This window comes from Nocardia sp. NPDC060255, from assembly GCF_042727395.1.
Classification (GTDB): Bacteria; Actinomycetota; Actinomycetes; order Mycobacteriales; family Mycobacteriaceae; genus Nocardia.
In genome coordinates, this window is the sequence record NZ_JBHXAU010000019.1 from 38,983 (window position 1) to 57,225 (window position 18,243).

Here is an 18,243-nt window from a genome sequence, read left to right on the forward strand (position 1 = left end):
CTACTTCGACTATTTTCGCGAGGGCTTCACGCACCGAGTGCCCTGGCCAGGTGCGGCCAGGAGTCGTGCAGGTCCGTTTCGAACTGTCCCCAGGTGTGCGCGCCCTCGGGCCGGTTGACGTGCACCGCGGGCAGGCCGAGCTGATCGAGCCTGCCCGCGAAGGCCGCCGTGCAGGCGCTGGCGATGGCCTCGATCGGCGGAAAGGCCAGTCCCCCTTCGTCGATCGCGCCGGGCGTACCGGTGGCGGCGGACAGGTAGATCGTCTTCCCGGCCAGCACAGCGGCATTGGCGAACGCGTCGTGCGCCCGCCAGATCGCATCACCCGGCACGCCCCACATGTTCACGGAATTGCCGCCACCGCGCAGCACCTGGGCGCTGACCATCGCCACCCCGAGAGCATCAGCGGTCCACGGACATCCGCTGTACGCGGCCACCGCGCTGTACACCTCGGGCGCCTGGATCGCGAGGTCGACCGCGGACCCGGCACTCATCGACACGCCGGCGATCGCATTCCGTCCGGTACTGCCGAGCCGTGCGTCGAGGACGCCCGGCAGCTCACGGGTGAGGTAGGTCGTCCACCGGTTGCGCCCGACCGCCGGGTCGTCGGCGAGCCAATCGGTGTACAGGCTGTACGCGCCGCCGACCGGCATCACCACGTTGACGTGCTTGTCGGCGAAGAAGTCCCGGACATCGGTGTCGTCCCACCACGAAATACCGTCCTGCCCGCCACCGATCCCGGTGAGCAGATACAGCGTGGGCGCGGGCCCGCCGGCGGCCCGAATCACCCGGTTGGTCACCACCCGATCCATCGAGGGTGAGTAGACATCCATCCGCGACACCGACCCGCCCAACGACTCCTCATCGGCCAACCGGGCCCCGGCCGGAGCCGCCGCAGCCGGACCGACCGAGCAGACCGAAACCATCAACACACCAACGAGTGAAACCAAAAACTTTGCAACCGCCACTATTCCGTTATACCGCTGGCACGGCATGGTAAAACCCGCAGCGGCAGACCAAGATTCGGGTCTTGACAGTGCGGCCGAGCTGTCGTTTCATCTGGCTCACAGGCCCGAGACCAGCCAAGATGACCCCGGCGACGAACGGGTACAGGCGCTGTCGCCGCTGGCGGGACGAGGGGATCGAAAACAGCGGCACGACTTGCCGATTCGGCGATGCCGAGCACTCCAGCGAACATTCAGCACGCGCCAGGAGCTCGCCGGCGATGTGATCGCGGTCGGTGCCGTGAAGATCCTCGGAGCACCCTGCCGCGAGGCGGCCGCTCACAAGAAATTCATTCCTGTCCGATTTCTGCCGGAAATCCACTCGAGGTGGACGCCCAGGTTTGCAGCGCGTATAAGCCGTTCGGTTCCGACGAACGAACGTGCATCGGACGCCAATTCGCATACCACGAAATTTCGCCCGCGCCCGCCACCACCGTCGAAGCACAACCCGTACCGAACTAAACCCCGATGTCGGTGAACAAATCACACACAATCGCCGCGGATATCGTGTCGAAATGCACAAGCCGGCCCGGCCGACGCCGAGGACCGCCCCGATCAGCGGCGACACCAACGCGGCGCGCCGAAGGCCGGACATGGGTTGTCCGTCGAGCCGCCTAGGCGGCGCCACCCACAATCGGCGGGAAAAAGGTAGGCTGACGCGGCGCTAGTGCTGTCGGCTCCCGGCCGGTAGAGCAGTGAGCGGAGAATGGTTTTGCACACATTCCGCTCGCCCGCGTTAACCATGCGGCCAGCGCGCATGGAATGCTGTCCACTGAGTCCGTAATTTTTGCACCATTTCTGTGGACTGAAACATCACTGAGTACAAGGAGAAAATATGACACAGGGCGTCGTCAAGTGGTTCAACGCGGAGAAGGGGTTCGGCTTCATCGCGCAGGACGGCGGCGGTCCCGACGTCTTCGTCCACTACTCGGCTCTCGGCGGGTCCGGGTTCAAGTCCCTCGATGAGGGACAGCGTGTGGAGTTCGAGGTCGGCCAGGGCCAGAAGGGTCCGCAGGCCACGGACGTCCGCGCCATCTGATCAGGCCGGATTGACGCTCCTCCCACTTTTCGGGTGGGAGGGGCACACCTGCTTCAAATACCCCGGGCGATCATGTCCAGCATCCGCTGTCCCATAGCGTCGAGCTGATCGTCCGGCAAGGTACGCAGCGGGCCGTCGATGGCCAGAAACGCCATCCCGTGCACCGCCGACCACACCAAGTACTCCGCGCCCGGCCTACGTTCCGGCGGCAGGTTCCCCACAGCGACCATCTCGTCGAGCGCGTCTGCGAGCAGTTCGATGCCGGATCGACCGGTCGGACCGGCGGCGTCCGGCGAGTCCGTCGCGGTGGTATCCCGGCCGATCGTGAACGCGGTGCGAAACAACCCGGGCTCGGTCCGCGCGAAGCGCAAATAGCCGATGCCGACACCGCGGAAACGCTGCCGCGCGGCCACCGCGGGATCCGCATCGAGCGTGAGACTCGCCTGCTCCGCGGCCATCATGGTCGCCATCTGCGCCAGCGCCGCCGTCGCCACCGCCGAGACCAGCGCATTGCGGTCGGCGAAGTAGGTGTACGCCGCGTTCGGCGCGACACCGGCCTGCCGAGCCGCCTCCCGAAGCACGATCGCATCCGGGCCACCGCCCGCCCGCGCCAGGCGCAGCCCCGCCTCGATCAGCGCCGGTTCCAGCGCACCGTGCCGGTAGGTAGTGCGGCGTGCGGCCTGCGGATTGCGCTCAGTCATGAAACCTCGTCATGTGATTCGCCTCACAGAATCTGTACGGCATCCAGATACGGATTTATGTTCTGTACGCCGTTCAGATTAGTGGAACGGACACATCGACTGAGGAACTACCTATGGACCCCATCAAGCTGTTCACCGCCATCGCGCTGATCTCCCTGCCCACCGTGATGTTCGGCGGCGTCATGGCCCTGCGCCTGCTCACCGCCGAGAAGCTCACCGAATACCAGCGCACCTACTTCCGGGCCGGGCACGCACACGCGGGCGTGCTGCTGGTGATGACCTTGGCGACGCTCGCGATCCTGGCGGACACCGGATTCGGCGACGGCGTGCTGTGGGTCGTGTGCACGCTGCTCGCGCTCGGCGTGATCGCCCAATCCGGCGGCATGTTCCTGAATCTCGCGATCGGCAAGCCGGGCAAGTGGTCGGCCGCGAACACGCTCACCGCCTTCGGCGGCCTGCTGCTCGCTATCGCGATGCTCACCACCGCGTACGGGGTGATCGTCAAATAGCCAGCGGCAGTAGCAGATCGGCGGACTCGAGGTCCAGCAGCGCGCGTTTGGCGGGCAGTCCGCCCGCGTAGCCGGTGAGGGCGCCGCCCGCACCGAGGACTCGATGGCACGGGATCAGGATCAGCAGCGGGTTGCGCGACAGTGCGCCGCCGATCTTGCGGGCGTCCTCGGGGCCACGGCCGAGTGCGCGAGTGAGCGCGCCGTAGGTTGTCGTATCGCCGTAACCCGTTGTGGCTTCCAGGGTTTCCAGGACCTGCCGGTCGAAGGTGCTGATCGCAGACCGGTCCACGGGGACCGTGAACTCCTGCCGGGTGCCCGCCAGGTACCCGTCGATCTCGGCGATCGCGGTGACGAGATAGTCGAGTGCACAGGAATTTTCGGCAGTTGGCGTGCTGGGTGCGTCATCGGTGAACACGACGCGGGTGATACCCACCGAGCTTGCTTCGATGCGGAGGTTGCCGAAGGTCGAGGCGTGAACCGTGTGGGCTGTCGAGGTGTGCATGGTGTGCTCCTGTTCGGCGTTCTTGTCATCAGGTAGACGCCGGCCGAGCCGCAAACGTGAGATCACGGAGAATTGTTGTGCCGGGCTGCTTTCCAGGTGGCGTACTGCTCCGGCAGGCAGACCGCGCACGGCCGATAGCCCGCGCTGATCGCGGTGGCCTCGTCGGCGAAGAACACGCGGTGAGTGCGGTAGGCACCGCGAGCCAGGGCGCGTAAGGCGGACGGACAATCCAGGCGACCGTAGATTCGCCCGCGCCGATGACCGCCGAACCTGCCCGGAGTCGGGCTGAGGTACGGGCGGCCGTCGGCGTCGAGCAGCGTGAAGGTGTTATTGGGCGTCATGCAGGACGAGGCCGAGGGTGTGGCGGATACCGCCGCGAATTCGGCTGACACCGTGGCGAACCGGGGCGCGCGACCAGCCGCGGCTCGACGGGGTCGGCCGGTCACGCGTGGTGAAGATCAGGCCGTGTCCCTGCTCCAGCACGGTGACCGTGGCTTTCGACTGTGCGCGCGGGCGTTGCTCGACGAGCAGGAACTCACCACCCGTATGGTCGACCCCGGCACGGTCCAGTCCGATTACCACCTGCAGTGGGAACACGAGGTCGCCGTAGAGGTCGCGGTGCAGGGCGTTCCAGTCACCTTCGGTGTAGCGCAACAGGATCGGCGTCGGCTTGGACTGACCGGCGGCGTGGCAGGCGTCGAGCCAATCCCCGAAGTCGTCGGGCCACGGTGCCGGATCGCCGAGCCGTTCGGCCCAGGAACGGGCGACTGGCAACAGTTTTCGATAGAACGCTGCCCGCATGGTCATGATCGGCTCGGGCACCGGATCGGCGAAGTATCGGTAGGTGCCCTGCCCGAATCGATAGCGTGCCATGTCGATGGTGGAGCGGAATCTCGCCAGGTCGTCCCACATTTCGGTGAACTCGGCGCATTCGTCGGGCGTCAGGAGCGGGCCGGTCTGGGCGCAACCGTAGGCGTCGATCTCATCGATGAGGTCGGTCCAGGACTGCGCGGCAACTCGATCGGCCAGCGGGGCAAAGGTTTCGGTGTTTCGCATTACGCGGCTTCCAGCGTCAGCAGTGTGGTTTTGGCTTCGATGCCGCCGACGTACTGGCCGATCGTTCCGTCGCTGCGCACCACCCGATGGCACGGAATCACCACGGGCAGCGGGTTGTGCGCGCAGGCCGAGCCGACGGCGCGGACCGCCTTGGGATTGCCGACGGCAGCGGCGACGACGGCGTAGCTTTCGCGCTGCCCGTAGCCGATGTCGCTCAGATGCTCGATCACCTGACGGCGGAACCCACCGGTCAGTTGCAAGTCGAGGGGCAGGTCGAAATGTGTTCGGGCACCGGCGAAGTACTCGTCGATCTCGCGGGCCGCGGCATCCAGGCGCGCGGGTGCGGCGAGCACGCGCGGGCTGACCCGCTCGGACAGTGTGGTCAGGACGGTGTCGTGGTCCTCGTTCGGATAGGCGACGCGGACCAATCCGGCAGGGGTGGCCGCGAGCAACAGTGTGCCGACCGGGGTGTCGATGGTGCGGTAGGCGACGTCGAGCAAGCCCGCGGACTGTGCGTCCTCGGCCAACCGGCGGTGCAGCTGGGCCAGCAGGTCACGGTCGGGGGTCAGGCCGTCGAACAGGCCGTTCGGGTCGCCACGGTCGATGGTGGCCATCATGTTTCATCCTTCGGATAGAGCTTGCGCAGAGTTTTGAGGCCGTCGGCGGCGGCGCGGCGGGCGGCGTCGGTGGAGTTGCCGAGCAGTTCGGCGATCTCGGCGTGTGGCAGGCCTGCCAGATAGTGGTAGGCGACCGCCTGACGTTGCTTGGGCGGCAACGCTTTCAAGGCGGCCCAGAGGTCCGGGTCGTAGTCGGCCGGGCCGGGGGCCGGGGACGGGCGCTCGGGCAGTGTCTCGGCCGGGACGGGAGCGCGGGTGAGCGCGCGGCCGACGTCGATCGCGCGACGGTGCGCGATGGTGACCAACCATGCCTCGATGTTCGCGTCGGCGTCCAGGTCTGGATAGGCGCGCAGGGCGGACAGGAACGTCTCCGACCACGCGTCGGCCGCATCGGTCGGTCCCAGCACCGCCCGGCAGACGCGCAGCACCATCGGGCCGTATTCGGCCACCACTTCCTCGAACGGAGGCAATCTCACACTGGGTAGACGTCCGGGACGTCGGAAACGTGAGATCCGCTGGTCATCGGGTGCCGTCCGCCCGGCGGGACAGCCCACTGGCGCGCAGCACGCGGCGGGCGATACCGGCCCTGATGGATTCGTCGGTGCCGATGACGCGGACGTGGCGACGCGCGCGGGTGATCGCCGTGTAGAGCAGTTCCCTGGTCAGCAGGGTCGACTCCGGTTCGGGCAGGACCACCGAGACGGTGTCGTACTGACTGCCCTGGCTGCGATGGATGGTCATCGCGAACACCGTGACCACGGCGGGGAACTGGGTCGGATGCACCAGGTATGGCTCGCTGCCGCGTTGCAGTGCGGCGCGCAGTGAACCGTCGGGCATCCGCACCACGACGCCGGTGTCGCCGTTGTAGATGCGGGCCTCGTGATCGTTGGCGGTGACGAGCAGCGGCTGGCCGGGATACCAAGGAGCCGAATAGGATTCGGGTCCGGCTCCCCCGGCAGCGGCCCATTCGGCGGCCATCCGGTCCCAGCGCTCGACACCGAACGGGCCCTGGCGGTGCGCGCACAGCAGGCGGTGCGATTCGAGGGCGGTGAGCGCGCCCGCCGCGTCACCGTCGAGGGCAGCGGTGGTCACCTCGCGGGCGGCGCGCACGACATCGGCACGGACACCGGCCATCTCGTCGGGAGCGCTCAGTGAGAGTTCGTCGCCGCCCGCGCGAAGCAGGTCGAGCGCGGTGTCGGCGTCGCCCGCGCGGACCGCGACGGCGAGGTCGGCGATCCGGCCGCCGAAGCGGCGGCCGCGGGTCAGTCGAACGATGCCGCCGCGCAGGCGAGTTCGTTCCAGCGCGGTGAGCGCGGCCGGGTTCTGTTCCGGCGCGGCCGATTCCGGCGAGTCCGCGCCGAGGATCTCGTCGAGCATCGGATTCGGGGTGCCCGCAACGGGTCCCGCGACGAGGTCGGCGAGCACCGCGCCCGCGTCGACCGACGCGAGCTGGTCCGGGTCGCCGACGAGGACCAGCCGGGTGTCGGGGCGCACGGCGGCGAACAGCCTGCTCATCATGGTCAGCGACACCATCGAGGTCTCATCGACGACGATCACGTCGTAAGGGAGCCGGTTGAATTCGTGATATTTGAACCGGGTGGTGCGGCCGCGCTGCCAGCCGAGCAGACGGTGCAGGGTGGCGGCGGTGAGGTCGGGCAGGCCCAGCTCCTCGGCCTGTTCGCGCACGGCCTCCTGGAGTCGCGCGGCGGCCTTACCGGTCGGCGCGGCCAATGCGATGCGCAGCGCGGGCAGTTTCGGATTCGCCTTACGGTGTGCGTCGAGCAGACCGATGATGCGCGCGATGGTGTGCGTCTTGCCGGTGCCGGGGCCGCCCGCGACCACCGTGGTCCAGTGCGTCGCGGCGAGCGCGGCCGCGAGCCGCTGACGGTCGGGGACGCCGCCAACAGGTGCGTCGAACAGCCGATCCAGCTCGCGGCGAATGATATTCACGTCGACCACGGGATGGTGTCCGGACCGCTCAGTGAGGACGCGGCGGACCGTCTGCTCCTGCTGGTAATACCGGTCCAGGTAGAGCAGCGGGCCGGTGTCGTCGCGGCTGCTCGATTCCACCAGCCGCAACGGCTGCAGCGGACCCGCAGGCCCACCGGTCACCAGCGGACTGACCCGCAACGCGCCCACCACCGCCTCGATGTCAGGCCACGGCAGCGTCGCCGGATCGATGCGCTCACCCGTGTCCCAGGTTTCATCCGCATCGATACCGATCTCCCGCATCCGATGCAACTCCAGGCACACCGACCCGGAACGCACCGCCCGCACCGCGAGCGCCGCCGCGAACAACACCTCCTCGGTGTCCTCCCGCCCCAACCTCCCCAACCGAACCGCGACATGCACGTCCGCAGCCGACAGCACCCCCGCCTCGTTGAACGTCCGCAGCAACCCGGTCCCCCGCTGCGCCAACTGAATCGAGGTCATCGCCCCGCCCTCCCGGCCATAAAGCCGCACGCTTCTCGATTCCCCGCACCGGAAATCGCATGCAAAAGCCGGTGCGCGAAATCAGGAACCGTGCGGCGACTCGGGCCGCAGGCGAGCACAGCCCGCGAGGACGTGACGCCGCACGCGTTCTGACCTGCCGCACCGGAAATCGCATGCGAAAGCCGGTGCGGGGAATCAGGAAGCGTGCGGCTGGCGTCGACAGTGGCTGGCGGGGTGGTGGTGATCATCGGGTGGGCTCCCCGGCCAGGAGTTGGGACAGGGCGATGATCAGCGGGGCGGGTGGGTTCCAGTCGAAGACGCCATGGCCGGTGGGGGTTTCGGGGCCGATCATGCCGCGGACGAAGAGGTAGCGGGCGCCGCCGAGGTGACGGGCGGGGTCGTAGTCGGGCAGGCGCCAGCGCAGGTAGCGGTGCAGGGCTACCGCGTAGAGGAGGGCCTGGAGTGGGTAGTGGGAGCGCATCATCTCGGCGGCCATGCGGTCGCGGGTGTAGTGGTCGACGGTGAGGTCACCGGTGCCGAGCCGGTTGGTTTTGTAGTCGACGATCACGAATCTGGTGTCCGCGCCGTCGGTTACGCGCAGGACGGCGTCGATGCTGCCAGTGAGGTAGCCGCGTAGCGGGATGTCGTCGAGGGTCGCCAGGTGGTCGGCGTAGACGAAAAGGTCGTCGTCGGACGGTAAGTGGGTGCGCAGCAGGTCCGCGATCTGCCGCAGCGTCGCGGATTCGGCGCTCGGCGAGTCACCACCGGCCAGCGGGAGCTCGAATTCCAACTCGTTCAAGCGGTCTCGGCTGGAGATGTCGGCGAGCGAGCCGAAACCGAGCGGGGTGCGCAGCGCGGCGAGGACGGCGGTGCTGAGCACGGCCGGGTCGGCCTCGGCCATGAGTTCGCCGATGATCGCGCGGCAGCGGGTGTCCACCTCGGCGGCCAGATCCGGTGCGTCCGTGTCGATCAGCTCGAAGACGCCGTGCACGAGGGTGCCGAACTCCGCGCCGTAGGGCAGCGAATTCATCAACGACGCCGGGCCCGCGAACACCTCCTCCACCTCGGCGACCACCGGGGTGCTCGGCTCGTCGGCCGGACCGCGATTGTTCTCGGCTTCGATCTCCAGCTCGGGTGTGACGGGTCCGTGTGCGGAGGCGGTCAGCGCGGAGTACGAGGTGCGCCGCCACTGCTGGTCCAGCTTGCGGTCGAAGTGTGCGGCGGCGAGCTCGCCGGTGACGGGCGCGGTGCGCACCCGCTGGATCGCGACGTCATCGGCTCCGGCGACGGCGGTCAGCGAGATGGCTTGCGCCGCTCCCCCGGCCCAGGCCGAAAGGAGTCCCGGTGCAACGGCATCCGCGGGCACCGAGGCGCGCGGCGGGACGGTGTCGCCGCCGTCCGGGCGGCCGAGGATCATCCGGTGCAGCGGCGAGGCAGCGGTGGTGATCGCGGGCGCCCACCACGCGACGACCTGGCACATGGCGCGGGTCAGCGCGACGTACAGCAGGCGCAGTTCCTCGCCCGCCTCCTCGGATTCGCTGCGCAACTTGCGTTCCGCGTACCCGGACGCGTCCGGCCCGCCGACATCGAGCACGCGCATGTCGTTGTCGTCGTGGAACAGCAGCGTCGCCGGGTACGGGTTCTTCGCGTTGTCCCAGGCGAAAGGCAAGTAGACGAGGGGGAATTCGAGGCCCTTGCTGGCGTGCACGGTGGCGATCTGCACGGCGGCGGCGTCGCGGTCGAGCCTGCGGCTGCGGTCGGCGACGGTGCCCGACGCGGGATCGCGTACCCGGTCACCCAGCCAGCGGGTGAGCGCGGTCAGCCCGAGTGATTCGGTGAGCGACACCTGATCGAGCAGCTGCGCGACGTGCCGCAGATCGGTGAGCTGTCGCTCGCCGTTCTCGACGGCGAGCAGCCGGTGCGCCAAATCCGCTTCGGCGGAGATCTTCTCGAAGACCGCGGCGAATCCGGCCCGCGCGAACAGCCGGGCGGCATCCCGGAGTTGCGCGCTGACGCGGCCGACCAGATCCGCGCCGCCGCTGTCGATCTCGGCGGCGGTGACGCCGATCAACGGTGTGCACGCCGCCAACCGGACCCGGTCGCCGCGATGCGGCTGTTCCAATGCGCGCAACAGCCACAGCCAGTCGGTGGCACTGCTGGTCGCGAACACGCTGGTGCCGCCCGCCAGCACGGAGGCGACCCCGACGCGATCCAAAGCTGCTCGGACCACATCGATTTGGGACCTCGTCCGCACCAGGACCGCGATATCACCGGGGCTAATCGGACGGTGCGTGACATCCGACGGTTGTCCACCATCGCCATCAGCGCCAGCGCGGTCTCCTCGACCGGAGTCCTGCCCTGGTGCCGGTTCGGCGATCGCCTCGCCGAATGCGGTATTCGGCACGGCCACCGGCGAATTCGGTCCGGCGTGACTCGGTCGCGCGGTGGTGGCCAACGCGACCCCGGACTCCAGGAGCCGGACGATATCGGCGGCGAGGTCGTCGGCGACCTTCGCGCGCATCCGGCCGACCGCGGGGAACCCGGACTTGTTCAACGGCCCCGCACCGGTGCGCGGCAAGCAGCGCATCCGCATCGGCGTCACGAGCTCATCCGGCCCGGACAGCCGCGACCACGGCCGGGTGGCGGCCACCGGGTAGACGGTGATCTCCTTGTGCCCCAAGGCCGCTCCGCCCTGCAGGTGGTCCAGTGCGGCGAGCAGACCGGCGTCGCTGCGCCAGTTGGTGGTGAGTTCTTTACGGGTGTCGGCGTGTGCGACGGCGTCCAGGTAGCTGAGCACCTCGGCGCCGCGGAAGGCGTAGATGGCCTGCTTCGGGTCGCCGACGAGCACCAGGGTGGTGTGGCCGTGGAAGGAGCGGCGCAGGATGTCCCACTGCAGCGGGTCGGTGTCCTGGAACTCGTCGACCAGCGCGACCCGGTAGCGCTCGCGGATGCGGCGGCAGGCGCGGGGACCGTGCTCGCTGTCGGCGAGCACGTCGTGCAGCAGCACCAGCAGGTCGTCGAAGTCGCGCAGACCGGCCAGCCGCTTCCGGCGTTCGGTTTCCGCGCGGACCGCGGTCGCGAAGGCCACCCGTTCCCCGGCCGCGGAGTCGCCCTTCGGCATCAGCACCGCGTGCCGGTCGCGCACGGCGGCCAGCGCGAGTGTGTGCGCCTCCTTCACCGAGAACGGCGGTTCCTTGCGGGCGTACCGGTTCAGGTAGAGGTCGTCGGCGACCGTGCCGATCAGCTCGTCGACGTTCTCGACCAGCCGCGAGCCGGGATCGTGCTCGCCCGCCAAGCCGAGTTCGTCCAGCATCCGCTGGCAGAAGCTGTGGGTGGTCGCGATGGTGCCCGCGTCGAAATCCGAAAGAGCCGTGAGCAATCGGGCCCGCCGACGGCGCACCTCGTCCGAATCCGCATGGGCCAGATAGCGAATCAGGTCATCGGTGTGGACGCGGGCCAGGTCGGGATCCGCGAGCCCCGCGGCGACCACGACGAACCGGTCCCGGGTGCGCTCACGCAACTCCTGTGTGGCCGCACGACTGAACGTCACCAACAGCAACTCGGAGACATCGATCCCGGCTTCGGCGACATACCGCACCGCCAACCCGACGATCGCGTGCGTCTTACCGGTTCCCGCACTCGCCTCCAGCACGGTCGTCCCGGTGGGCAGCGGACCGTACGGCTCGAAGCTGTCGGGTGCGTCGAATTCGGGCACCACGAACGAGGTGTCTTGCACGGTCACGCGAACACCCGCCTTTCGACCCGCCGAAACCGCCATTCTGCCGTTCCGACGCACGCGGCTGTGCCACCGACACGCGTGACGGTCGCCGCAGCAGCCGCCGAATCGCCGAGATTCACGGTTGCCCCTGACTCTCGGCGCTCAGCAACGGCACCCACATGCGGCGGGCCAGCGCGCCGAAACGGGTGGTCTCCCCCGGTTCGCCAGGCGGTGCCGGAATCTCCATGAGGTGTTCGAGGCGCGGAGCCGGGCCCCAGACGTAGCGCAGGTGGCGGTCGGTGTGGTCGCCGAACGCGCCCGGTCCGTTCGGACCACCGTTGAATTCGCGTTCGGCGGCGACTATCGCCTCGTCGACATTGGCACCGCGGAAGCGACGTTCGGCGTAGGCCGCTGTCGCGCCGGGGGTGATCGGCAGTGGCTCGGTCAGTCCGGCATCGCGCAGAGCGACGAGCTCGCGCAGGATCGTCCGTGCCGCAGGCATGTCCGGCGCGGTGATCTCGGAACGCCATGCGGGACGGCCGAATTGGCCACGACCGGTGGTGACCGCGCGCCACGAGCGGTCCTCGGTCACCGCGAGCGCCAGCAGCGACACCCACGCGGCGATCCGGTGTTTCGGGGCGAGCCGGGAGAACGTGGTGCGGACCAGCGTTTCGCCGCGCACCTCGGGCACCGTCCCGGTGAGCCTGCGCCCGTTGCCGAGATCCACCGCGACGTCGACGGCGCGCGGCGCACCCTCGTAGTCGCCCTGCGACGCGCGAACCAGCTTGTCCACGGTGTGCTCGACCTCGTCGAGCACCGCGGCGCCGAAACCGAAGGGCGGCAACGTGCCACGCCGCCACTCGGCGGCACGAAGCCCGGCCGGGTCGGCGCCGGTCAGGCGAGCGGCCAGCAGGCGTTCGCCCAGTTCCCATTTCGCCAGGCCGTCGAGTTCGATGGGCAGTCGATCGGCGATGTCCTCTTCGTGTTCGGGAACGCGCAGTCCGAGCCGCTGCCACAGGAAGGCGCGGATCGGGTGCTCGACGAACGAAATCAGATCGGCGAGCGCCACATCCGCGAGTTCCGGCGCCGGCAATGGCTCCGGCAGGAACGCGGGTCGCGGCACGGCGGGCTGCCCGGCGGACACGGCACCCGCGAGCGCGACCGTGTCGAAGCTGAACGGCCGCTCGGCCCGGAAGTTGCGACGGTCGAAGGCCTGCAACGGATGCCGGGTCACCACCGAATCCAGGCCGGTCGCACCGACATGGGCCCGCAGCGCGTCGAGCAACTCCGCCACCGGAATGGCGGGCGGCCGGTGCGCACCGGTGACCGGGTCGGCACCGGTGTGGAACACCAGCAGCTTGTCTTCGGCCGCGAGGATCGCGTCGAGCAGCAGCTGCCGGTCCTCGCTGCGCGGATCCCGTTCGCCGAGTAGCGGATTGCGGGCGAGCACGTCGTCGCCGTCCACGCCGCTGGTGCGCGGGAACACGTCGTCGTCGAGGCCGAGCAGCACCACCACGCGATGCGGCACCGACCGCATCGGCACCATGGTGCACACGGTCAGCTCGCCGGTGCGGAAGTTGGCGCGGGTCGGCGCGGCCGCCAGCCGGGAGTGCAGCAGCACCCCGACGTCGGCGAGCCGCAGCGGCACATCGCCCGCGTGCTCGGTGGCGGCGGCCAGTTCCTGCCGGGCCTCGGTGCGCACCCATGCCTGTGAATCCGGTACGTCCGTAAGCAGATCCAGCGCACGGCCGAGCACCGTCGCCCATTCGTGCGCGGGACGCGGGCCGCGCAGATCGCGCAGGCAGACCGCGAGCCGGTCGATGAATTCGGCGAACCGGCCCGCCAGATCGACGTCGTTGCTGTCCACATCGTCCAGCGGCAATGCGAGATCCAGCCAGTCGTCGGAGGTTTCGCCCGCGGTGACGCCGAGCAGAATCCGATCCACCGCGGCGTTGAGCGTGTTCTGCGCGAAGTCGGCCAGCCCGAACGCCTGTCGCTGCCGCTGGCCGATCCCCCATCGCGCGCCGGCCTCGGCGGCCCATTCGCGCAGCCGCTCGATATCGTCGTCGTCGAATCCGCAACGCCGCCGGACCGTTTCGGCCGCCGCCAGATCGAGCACCTGCGTCACGGTGACCCGGCCGTCGGCCAGCTCGAGCAGCACACCGATCACCGCCAGCAGCGGATTGGTGACCCCACGGCCCCGGTCGGCCAGCCGCACCCGCAGGCGATGGGCCGGGTGGCCCGAATCCGGTGCCGGCTCAACGGCTCCCGGTACCCGCTGCCCGAATGCCGCGCGCACCAGCGGCGCGTACGCCTCCACCTCGGGACACATGACCAGCACGTCCCTCGGCTCCAGCGTGTCGTCCGCGGCGAACAACCCGAGCAGGCATTCGCGCAGCACCTCGACCTGTCGCGCGGGTCCGTGGCAGGCGTGCACCTGCACGGTGCCGTCGCCGGCCCGCACCGCGGCCGGCGGCCACCGATCGTCGCGGATGCCCGCCTGCAACGCGCCGAGCAGCGTCGTATCACCGTCCGGCACAAGATCATCCGAAGCCGGATAGTAGGTCTCGGCGGACTCGCCCAGCCGCTGCTGCAGTTCCCGGACATCGCGCGCGAGACCGGCCAGCAGCGGGTGACGCACGACACTCCCGCTGAGATCCGCAGCACGCGAACCGGCCGCGGGGCTCCCGGCCAGCTCGGTCCACAGCACCGGACTCGGATGCGGCAGCCACAGATGGATCTCGCGGGTCTCGGCCAACGCCGACAGCACGGCGAGCTGATCGGTCGACATTCTGGTCGAGCCGAACACCGAAAACCGCGCCGGAAATGGAACAAGTTCAGCGTCCGCCCGCAGCCGCGCGCACGCGCCGTCGAGCCGCTCCGCCGGACTCGGCGCACCCACCTCGGCGCGCAGCCGCCGCCACAGTTCCGGCTGCCACCGCAGATCATCGGGCACCGGATTTCCCGCGCCGTCGGTGTCCGAACCCGCCGCCCATTCGAGGATCAACCCGGGCCGTTGCGCCGCATAACTGTCGAACAACGAGGCCAGATGGGCGGCCGTCGCATACCGGCGACCGATCCGATAGTCGGGTCGGGCCGGGTCCTGTACGCCGAGATGCCGGGCGAGCACCGCACACCACGGTTCACCGAGTGCGGCGTCGATCACCCGCAGCAGCGTCCACACGACACGTTCGACAGCCCACGGATCATCCTCGGGCCGAACCCCACTCGCCGCCGCCAATGCCGTCGCGACCAGCGCGGACGGCGACGGGAACTGGATATTCGCCGCGACGCCGTCAGTCGAGGCCGCATCGAACGACGCGGAAAACGCCACGGCCCCCGACACTCCGAGCACCGACGACAACCGCTGCGTCAACCACCGCTCCACCCCCTTGGCGGGCACCGCGACCACCTCCGCCGTGAACGGGTCCGGCAGTGGCGTGCGCAACAGACCGGCCAGTCCGTCCGCCAGGACATCGGCGCGTTCGGCACGGTGAATGTGCAGCGGCATCTGCGCCTCTCGGTCGGTGGAGTATCGGACGGCGCTGGAGTTCGCGGCTCCCTGATCGCTCGGGCGCGCCTCGGCCTTCGTGCACGTTTATACGCGCAGCGACTCCCGAGCGACTTCGCCACCCCGAAGCAGGTCCGAACGGACCTCATAGTGTTACCTGTGTGACTGGAGTGAAATGAGCCACACAAGAACACATTCCTACGCCGTGTCCGCTCGGATCCGAGCGCCCGATGTGCAACAGTGCTGAACCGGGGAGGACGAGAGAGCTGCACCGAAAGGCTGGTTCGCGTTCATGATTGCGATGGTGATTCCCCTGGTTCCACGAGGCGGGTTCACAGTCCGCCGCGTAGGAGATCGTTGGGAGCTCGTCAACTCGCGAGGCTACGGCCGTACCGTCGTCCTACATTCCTGGCCGCGTGATCAGCACACCGAGGCGTTCGAGCATTGCTATCGCCTCAATGGGCGCACGGTAGAGGAATTACAGGCCGCGTTCCGCTGAATGGGGCGGTGGTGGCCGAAACCCGCTGGGACGCAAGCGCGCAACATCGTCTAGCACACGCCGGTCCTGAGCTCAAGACGTGCGTCGAGCTCGCCGATGTGCGATCGTGTTGCCTCGTGCGTCATCCCTCGCCCGCCACCCGTTCCGTTCCCCGCGTGGCCGCATCCGCCTGTGTCCTCGCCGCTGCGGCGATCCTCATCCCCAGCGCGCCAACTCTGCTGCCCAGCGCGGCCGCCGTGCCCGTCGCGCACACCAGTGGGTGCCTGGCCGGTTTCGACTGCGATATGAGCAGTCGGATCGCCGCGGTCGACAAGTACCTGACCGGTCGCCCCGGCGTCACCGGTTACGTTGTGCGCGACCGGGTCTCCGGTGGCGTGTACGCGAATGCCAACGCGGAGAACAAGGTCTGGACCGCGTCCACGATCAAGCTGGCCATCGCCGAGGATCTGCTGAACCGGGCCAGGGTCGGCGCGATCAACCTGACGCCGGAAGATCGCGGCACGATGGAGTCGATGCTCGCGACGTCGAACGACGGCGCGGCCGACATCCTGTGGACCAAGTACTCGGGCATCGATCGGATGGCGTTCAACAACGCGTTCCGCGCGAACGGCATGGCCACCCTCGACCCGCAGCCGACCAACACCGCACTGTTCCCGGACTGGTCGTTCCAGAAGTGCACCGCCGCCGATCTGGATCGGTTGATGGACAACGTCCTCAACCGCATGCACCCCGACGACCGCAACTACCTGCTGGACCGGATGCGCGCGGTGGACAGCAACCAGCACTGGGGCGTGTGGGGCGCGGGCGCGGCGATGCGGCCCGGCCTGAAGAACGGCTGGTCCCAGGAGCAGGGCGGCTGGGTGGTCAACTCCGTCGGGTTCGCGGGACCCGGCGAGCGCTACACCCTGGCCATCATGACCGCGCTCGGCGACAGCGGCGGCTTCACCGAGGGCTCGGACACCGACACCAAAGTGGCCGAGATGTTGTTCGCCGGTCGCTGACCGGCACCGAACCCGCTACGCACACAACGGGTTCAGGCGGAGCGCCGCCGCAGCACCATCGGCGCTCCGTCCCTCGGGAACGGAATCGAGGTGTACCCCCACGGCATTCGGTACGCCTCGGGAATCTGCCACGCGTACGCACGCACCAGCGCGGCGATGACCGTCTTCACCTCGAAGGTGCCGAAATGCATGCCGATGCACTTGTGCGCGCCCGCGCCGAACGGCAGCCAGGCCAGCCGATGCGACTTGTCTTCGCGCCGTTCCTCGCCGAACCGTTCGGGATCGAAAAGCTCTGGCCGGGTCCACAATTCGGGTAGCAGGTGGTTGACCTGGTAGGCGAGGTCGATCGGGGTGCCCGCCGGAATGTAGCGGCCCGCGATCTCGGTGTCGCGCACCGCACGACGCGACAGCCCGGGCACCGGCGGCATCAGCCGCAGGCTCTCCTTCACCACCAGATCCAGATCGCGCAGCCCCTCCAGATCGGCGATAGTCGGTGCCGCACCGTCGATTTCGGCGTCGAGCGCGAGCACCTCGGCGCGCACCCGCTGCTGCCAGTCCGGGTGCTTGCCCAGGTAGTAGGCGACGGCGGTGGCCGTTGTCGTGGTGGTGTCGTGCGCGGCCATGATCAGGAAGATCATGTGGTTCACCACATCCGCGTTGCCGAACACACCGCCGTCCTCGCTGCGCGCGTGACACAGGCCGGAGAAGAAGTCCGGTGATTCGGTGCGCCGCTTCTCCGGCAGCATCGCGGTGAAGTAGTCCTCCAGCACCTTCCGGCCGCGCAGTCCGGACCGCCAGTTGCCGCCGGGCACCGAGTGCCGGATGATCGCGAGACCCGCGTGCGTGCAGTCGATGAACGCGTCGATCAGCTCGCGTCGCTGCGCACCGACATCGACGCCCATGAACGTCTCGCCCGCGACATCGAGGGTCAGCTCCTTGATGGTCGGATACAGCCGCACCGTCCGTTCGGCGTTGCCGCCCTGCGGAATCCAGCGTTCGATGCTGGCGCGCACCACCGGGGTCAGCGCGGCGAGGTGAGCTTCCAGGCGGTCCCTGGTGAACGCCTGCTGCATGATCCTGCGGTGGAATTTGTGCTCGTCGAATTCGAGCAGCAGCAGGCCGCGCCGGAAGAACGGGCCGATGAAGTAGTCCCAGCCCTGGCCGAAGTCACGGCGGCGGCGGCCGAGTACCTCGTCGAGCGCCTCGGGTCCGGCGACGAGCACCCGGTCGATGCCGAGCGAGGTGTTCAACGAGACCGGTCCGTATTTGCGATAGCGGCCGACCATCTCGGCCGGACCCCAGCGCATGTACTGCAGCGCTCGACCGAGGTACGGCAGCCCGGCGTCGCCGTGCACCGCGGTGGTCTCGCTGCCCTGTGGCGGCGTCGCGAGGATCTGGTGCCGCTCGGGGAGCCGATCCAAGGCCCGATCGAGCAGGTGGTCGTGTGGGATGTCGATCAGCGCGGCGTTCTCGGAGCCGGGTAAGTCCTCGGATCTTCCGCGCGCACTGGGCTTTCGGCCGACTGCACGGTCCCCGGCGACCATCGCGAACCTCCCTGAACGAGGGTATTCATCGTATTCTTTTTTGGAGTTTCCCAAGGTCGGTTCGCCGCATCTGACGACGGCAATGATGCCCCGGCGGGCATCGGGTACCGCA

General features: G+C 68.8%; 14 protein-coding genes. 3 read left to right on the forward strand and 11 right to left on the reverse strand.

The features are described from left to right. Window positions 1-26: 26 nt before the first annotated feature. Entirely contained in the window at window positions 27-923 is an 897-nt protein-coding gene (locus tag ACFWF1_RS29625; RefSeq protein WP_379289285.1) for an alpha/beta hydrolase, read from the reverse strand. Between the two features lie 913 nt (window positions 924-1,836). On the opposite strand from ACFWF1_RS29625, the gene ACFWF1_RS29630 reads away from it, so the two are divergent. Continuing rightward, the gene (locus ACFWF1_RS29630) at window positions 1,837-2,040 is read left to right on the forward strand and encodes a cold-shock protein (RefSeq protein ID WP_069166293.1); all 204 of its coding nucleotides are present in this window, start codon (window positions 1,837-1,839) and stop codon (window positions 2,038-2,040) included. A 53-nt stretch (window positions 2,041-2,093) separates the two neighbouring features. Here the strand turns inward: ACFWF1_RS29630 and ACFWF1_RS29635 are convergent, their stop codons facing one another. Beyond that, entirely contained in the window at window positions 2,094-2,741 is a 648-nt protein-coding gene (locus ACFWF1_RS29635) for a TetR/AcrR family transcriptional regulator (protein WP_379289216.1), read from the reverse strand. Window positions 2,742-2,854: 113 nt separating this feature from the next. On the opposite strand from ACFWF1_RS29635, the gene ACFWF1_RS29640 reads away from it, so the two are divergent. Then, the gene (locus tag ACFWF1_RS29640; protein ID WP_379289214.1) at window positions 2,855-3,250 is read left to right on the forward strand and encodes a hypothetical protein; all 396 of its coding nucleotides are present in this window, start codon (window positions 2,855-2,857) and stop codon (window positions 3,248-3,250) included. Here the strand turns inward: ACFWF1_RS29640 and ACFWF1_RS29645 are convergent. From ACFWF1_RS29645 to recC, 8 genes are all read right to left on the reverse strand, one after another. Next, window positions 3,243-3,818 (reverse strand): methylated-DNA--[protein]-cysteine S-methyltransferase, encoded by a 576-nt coding sequence (locus ACFWF1_RS29645; RefSeq protein WP_379289212.1) that lies wholly within the window; start codon window positions 3,816-3,818, stop codon window positions 3,243-3,245. The two genes, ACFWF1_RS29640 and ACFWF1_RS29645, sit on opposite strands and share 8 nt — an antisense overlap. Beyond that, window positions 3,815-4,093, reverse strand: a complete 279-nt coding sequence (locus ACFWF1_RS29650) for an Ada metal-binding domain-containing protein (protein ID WP_379289210.1) — start codon at window positions 4,091-4,093, stop codon at window positions 3,815-3,817. The genes ACFWF1_RS29645 and ACFWF1_RS29650 overlap by 4 nt, the downstream gene beginning before the upstream one ends. Next, window positions 4,080-4,808, reverse strand: a complete 729-nt coding sequence (locus ACFWF1_RS29655) for a 2OG-Fe(II) oxygenase (RefSeq protein WP_379289208.1) — start codon at window positions 4,806-4,808, stop codon at window positions 4,080-4,082. Before ACFWF1_RS29655 ends, ACFWF1_RS29650 begins: the two co-directional genes overlap by 14 nt. Further along, the gene (locus ACFWF1_RS29660; RefSeq protein ID WP_379289283.1) at window positions 4,808-5,422 is read right to left on the reverse strand and encodes a methylated-DNA--[protein]-cysteine S-methyltransferase; all 615 of its coding nucleotides are present in this window, start codon (window positions 5,420-5,422) and stop codon (window positions 4,808-4,810) included. The genes ACFWF1_RS29655 and ACFWF1_RS29660 overlap by 1 nt, the downstream gene beginning before the upstream one ends. Continuing rightward, window positions 5,422-5,901: an RNA polymerase sigma factor gene (locus tag ACFWF1_RS29665; RefSeq protein ID WP_379289207.1), complete on the reverse strand. Its 480-nt coding sequence runs from the start codon at window positions 5,899-5,901 to the stop codon at window positions 5,422-5,424. The genes ACFWF1_RS29660 and ACFWF1_RS29665 overlap by 1 nt, the downstream gene beginning before the upstream one ends. A gap of 43 nt (window positions 5,902-5,944) precedes the next feature. Beyond that, window positions 5,945-7,858, reverse strand: coding sequence for an exodeoxyribonuclease V subunit alpha (recD, locus tag ACFWF1_RS29670; protein ID WP_379289205.1), 1,914 nt, complete (start codon window positions 7,856-7,858; stop codon window positions 5,945-5,947). Between the two features lie 244 nt (window positions 7,859-8,102). Then, entirely contained in the window at window positions 8,103-11,600 is a 3,498-nt protein-coding gene (locus ACFWF1_RS29675) for a UvrD-helicase domain-containing protein (protein ID WP_379289204.1), read from the reverse strand. 112 nt (window positions 11,601-11,712) lie between these two features. Further along, on the reverse strand, window positions 11,713-15,087 hold the full coding sequence (gene recC, locus ACFWF1_RS29680; protein ID WP_379289202.1) for an exodeoxyribonuclease V subunit gamma: 3,375 nt from the start codon (window positions 15,085-15,087) through the stop codon (window positions 11,713-11,715). A 654-nt stretch (window positions 15,088-15,741) separates the two neighbouring features. Here recC and ACFWF1_RS29685 point away from each other — a divergent pair. Beyond that, window positions 15,742-16,587: a tat pathway signal sequence gene (locus ACFWF1_RS29685; protein WP_379289201.1), complete on the forward strand. Its 846-nt coding sequence runs from the start codon at window positions 15,742-15,744 to the stop codon at window positions 16,585-16,587. Window positions 16,588-16,619: 32 nt separating this feature from the next. On the opposite strand, the gene ACFWF1_RS29690 is transcribed toward ACFWF1_RS29685, so the two are convergent. Beyond that, complete coding sequence (locus tag ACFWF1_RS29690) at window positions 16,620-18,131, reverse strand: cytochrome P450 (RefSeq protein WP_379289199.1); 1,512 nt, start codon at window positions 18,129-18,131, stop codon at window positions 16,620-16,622. Window positions 18,132-18,243: the final 112 nt, after the last annotated feature.

What these genes read in the sequence shown, in the direction of transcription:
- ACFWF1_RS29635 (WP_379289216.1), bottom strand. Translation starts at nt 2,741, where the DNA reads ATGACTGAGCGCAATCCGCAGGCCGCACGCCGCACTACCTACCGGCAC.
- ACFWF1_RS29640 (WP_379289214.1), top strand. Translation starts at nt 2,855, where the DNA reads ATGGACCCCATCAAGCTGTTCACCGCCATCGCGCTGATCTCCCTGCCC.
- recD (WP_379289205.1), bottom strand. Translation starts at nt 7,858, where the DNA reads ATGACCTCGATTCAGTTGGCGCAGCGGGGGACCGGGTTGCTGCGGACG.
- ACFWF1_RS29660 (WP_379289283.1), bottom strand. Translation starts at nt 5,422, where the DNA reads ATGGCCACCATCGACCGTGGCGACCCGAACGGCCTGTTCGACGGCCTG.
- ACFWF1_RS29630 (WP_069166293.1), top strand. Translation starts at nt 1,837, where the DNA reads ATGACACAGGGCGTCGTCAAGTGGTTCAACGCGGAGAAGGGGTTCGGC.
- ACFWF1_RS29625 (WP_379289285.1), bottom strand. Translation starts at nt 923, where the DNA reads ATGGTTTCGGTCTGCTCGGTCGGTCCGGCTGCGGCGGCTCCGGCCGGG.
- ACFWF1_RS29690 (WP_379289199.1), bottom strand. Translation starts at nt 18,131, where the DNA reads ATGGTCGCCGGGGACCGTGCAGTCGGCCGAAAGCCCAGTGCGCGCGGA.
- recC (WP_379289202.1), bottom strand. Translation starts at nt 15,087, where the DNA reads ATGCCGCTGCACATTCACCGTGCCGAACGCGCCGATGTCCTGGCGGAC.
- ACFWF1_RS29655 (WP_379289208.1), bottom strand. Translation starts at nt 4,808, where the DNA reads ATGCGAAACACCGAAACCTTTGCCCCGCTGGCCGATCGAGTTGCCGCG.
- ACFWF1_RS29650 (WP_379289210.1), bottom strand. Translation starts at nt 4,093, where the DNA reads ATGACGCCCAATAACACCTTCACGCTGCTCGACGCCGACGGCCGCCCG.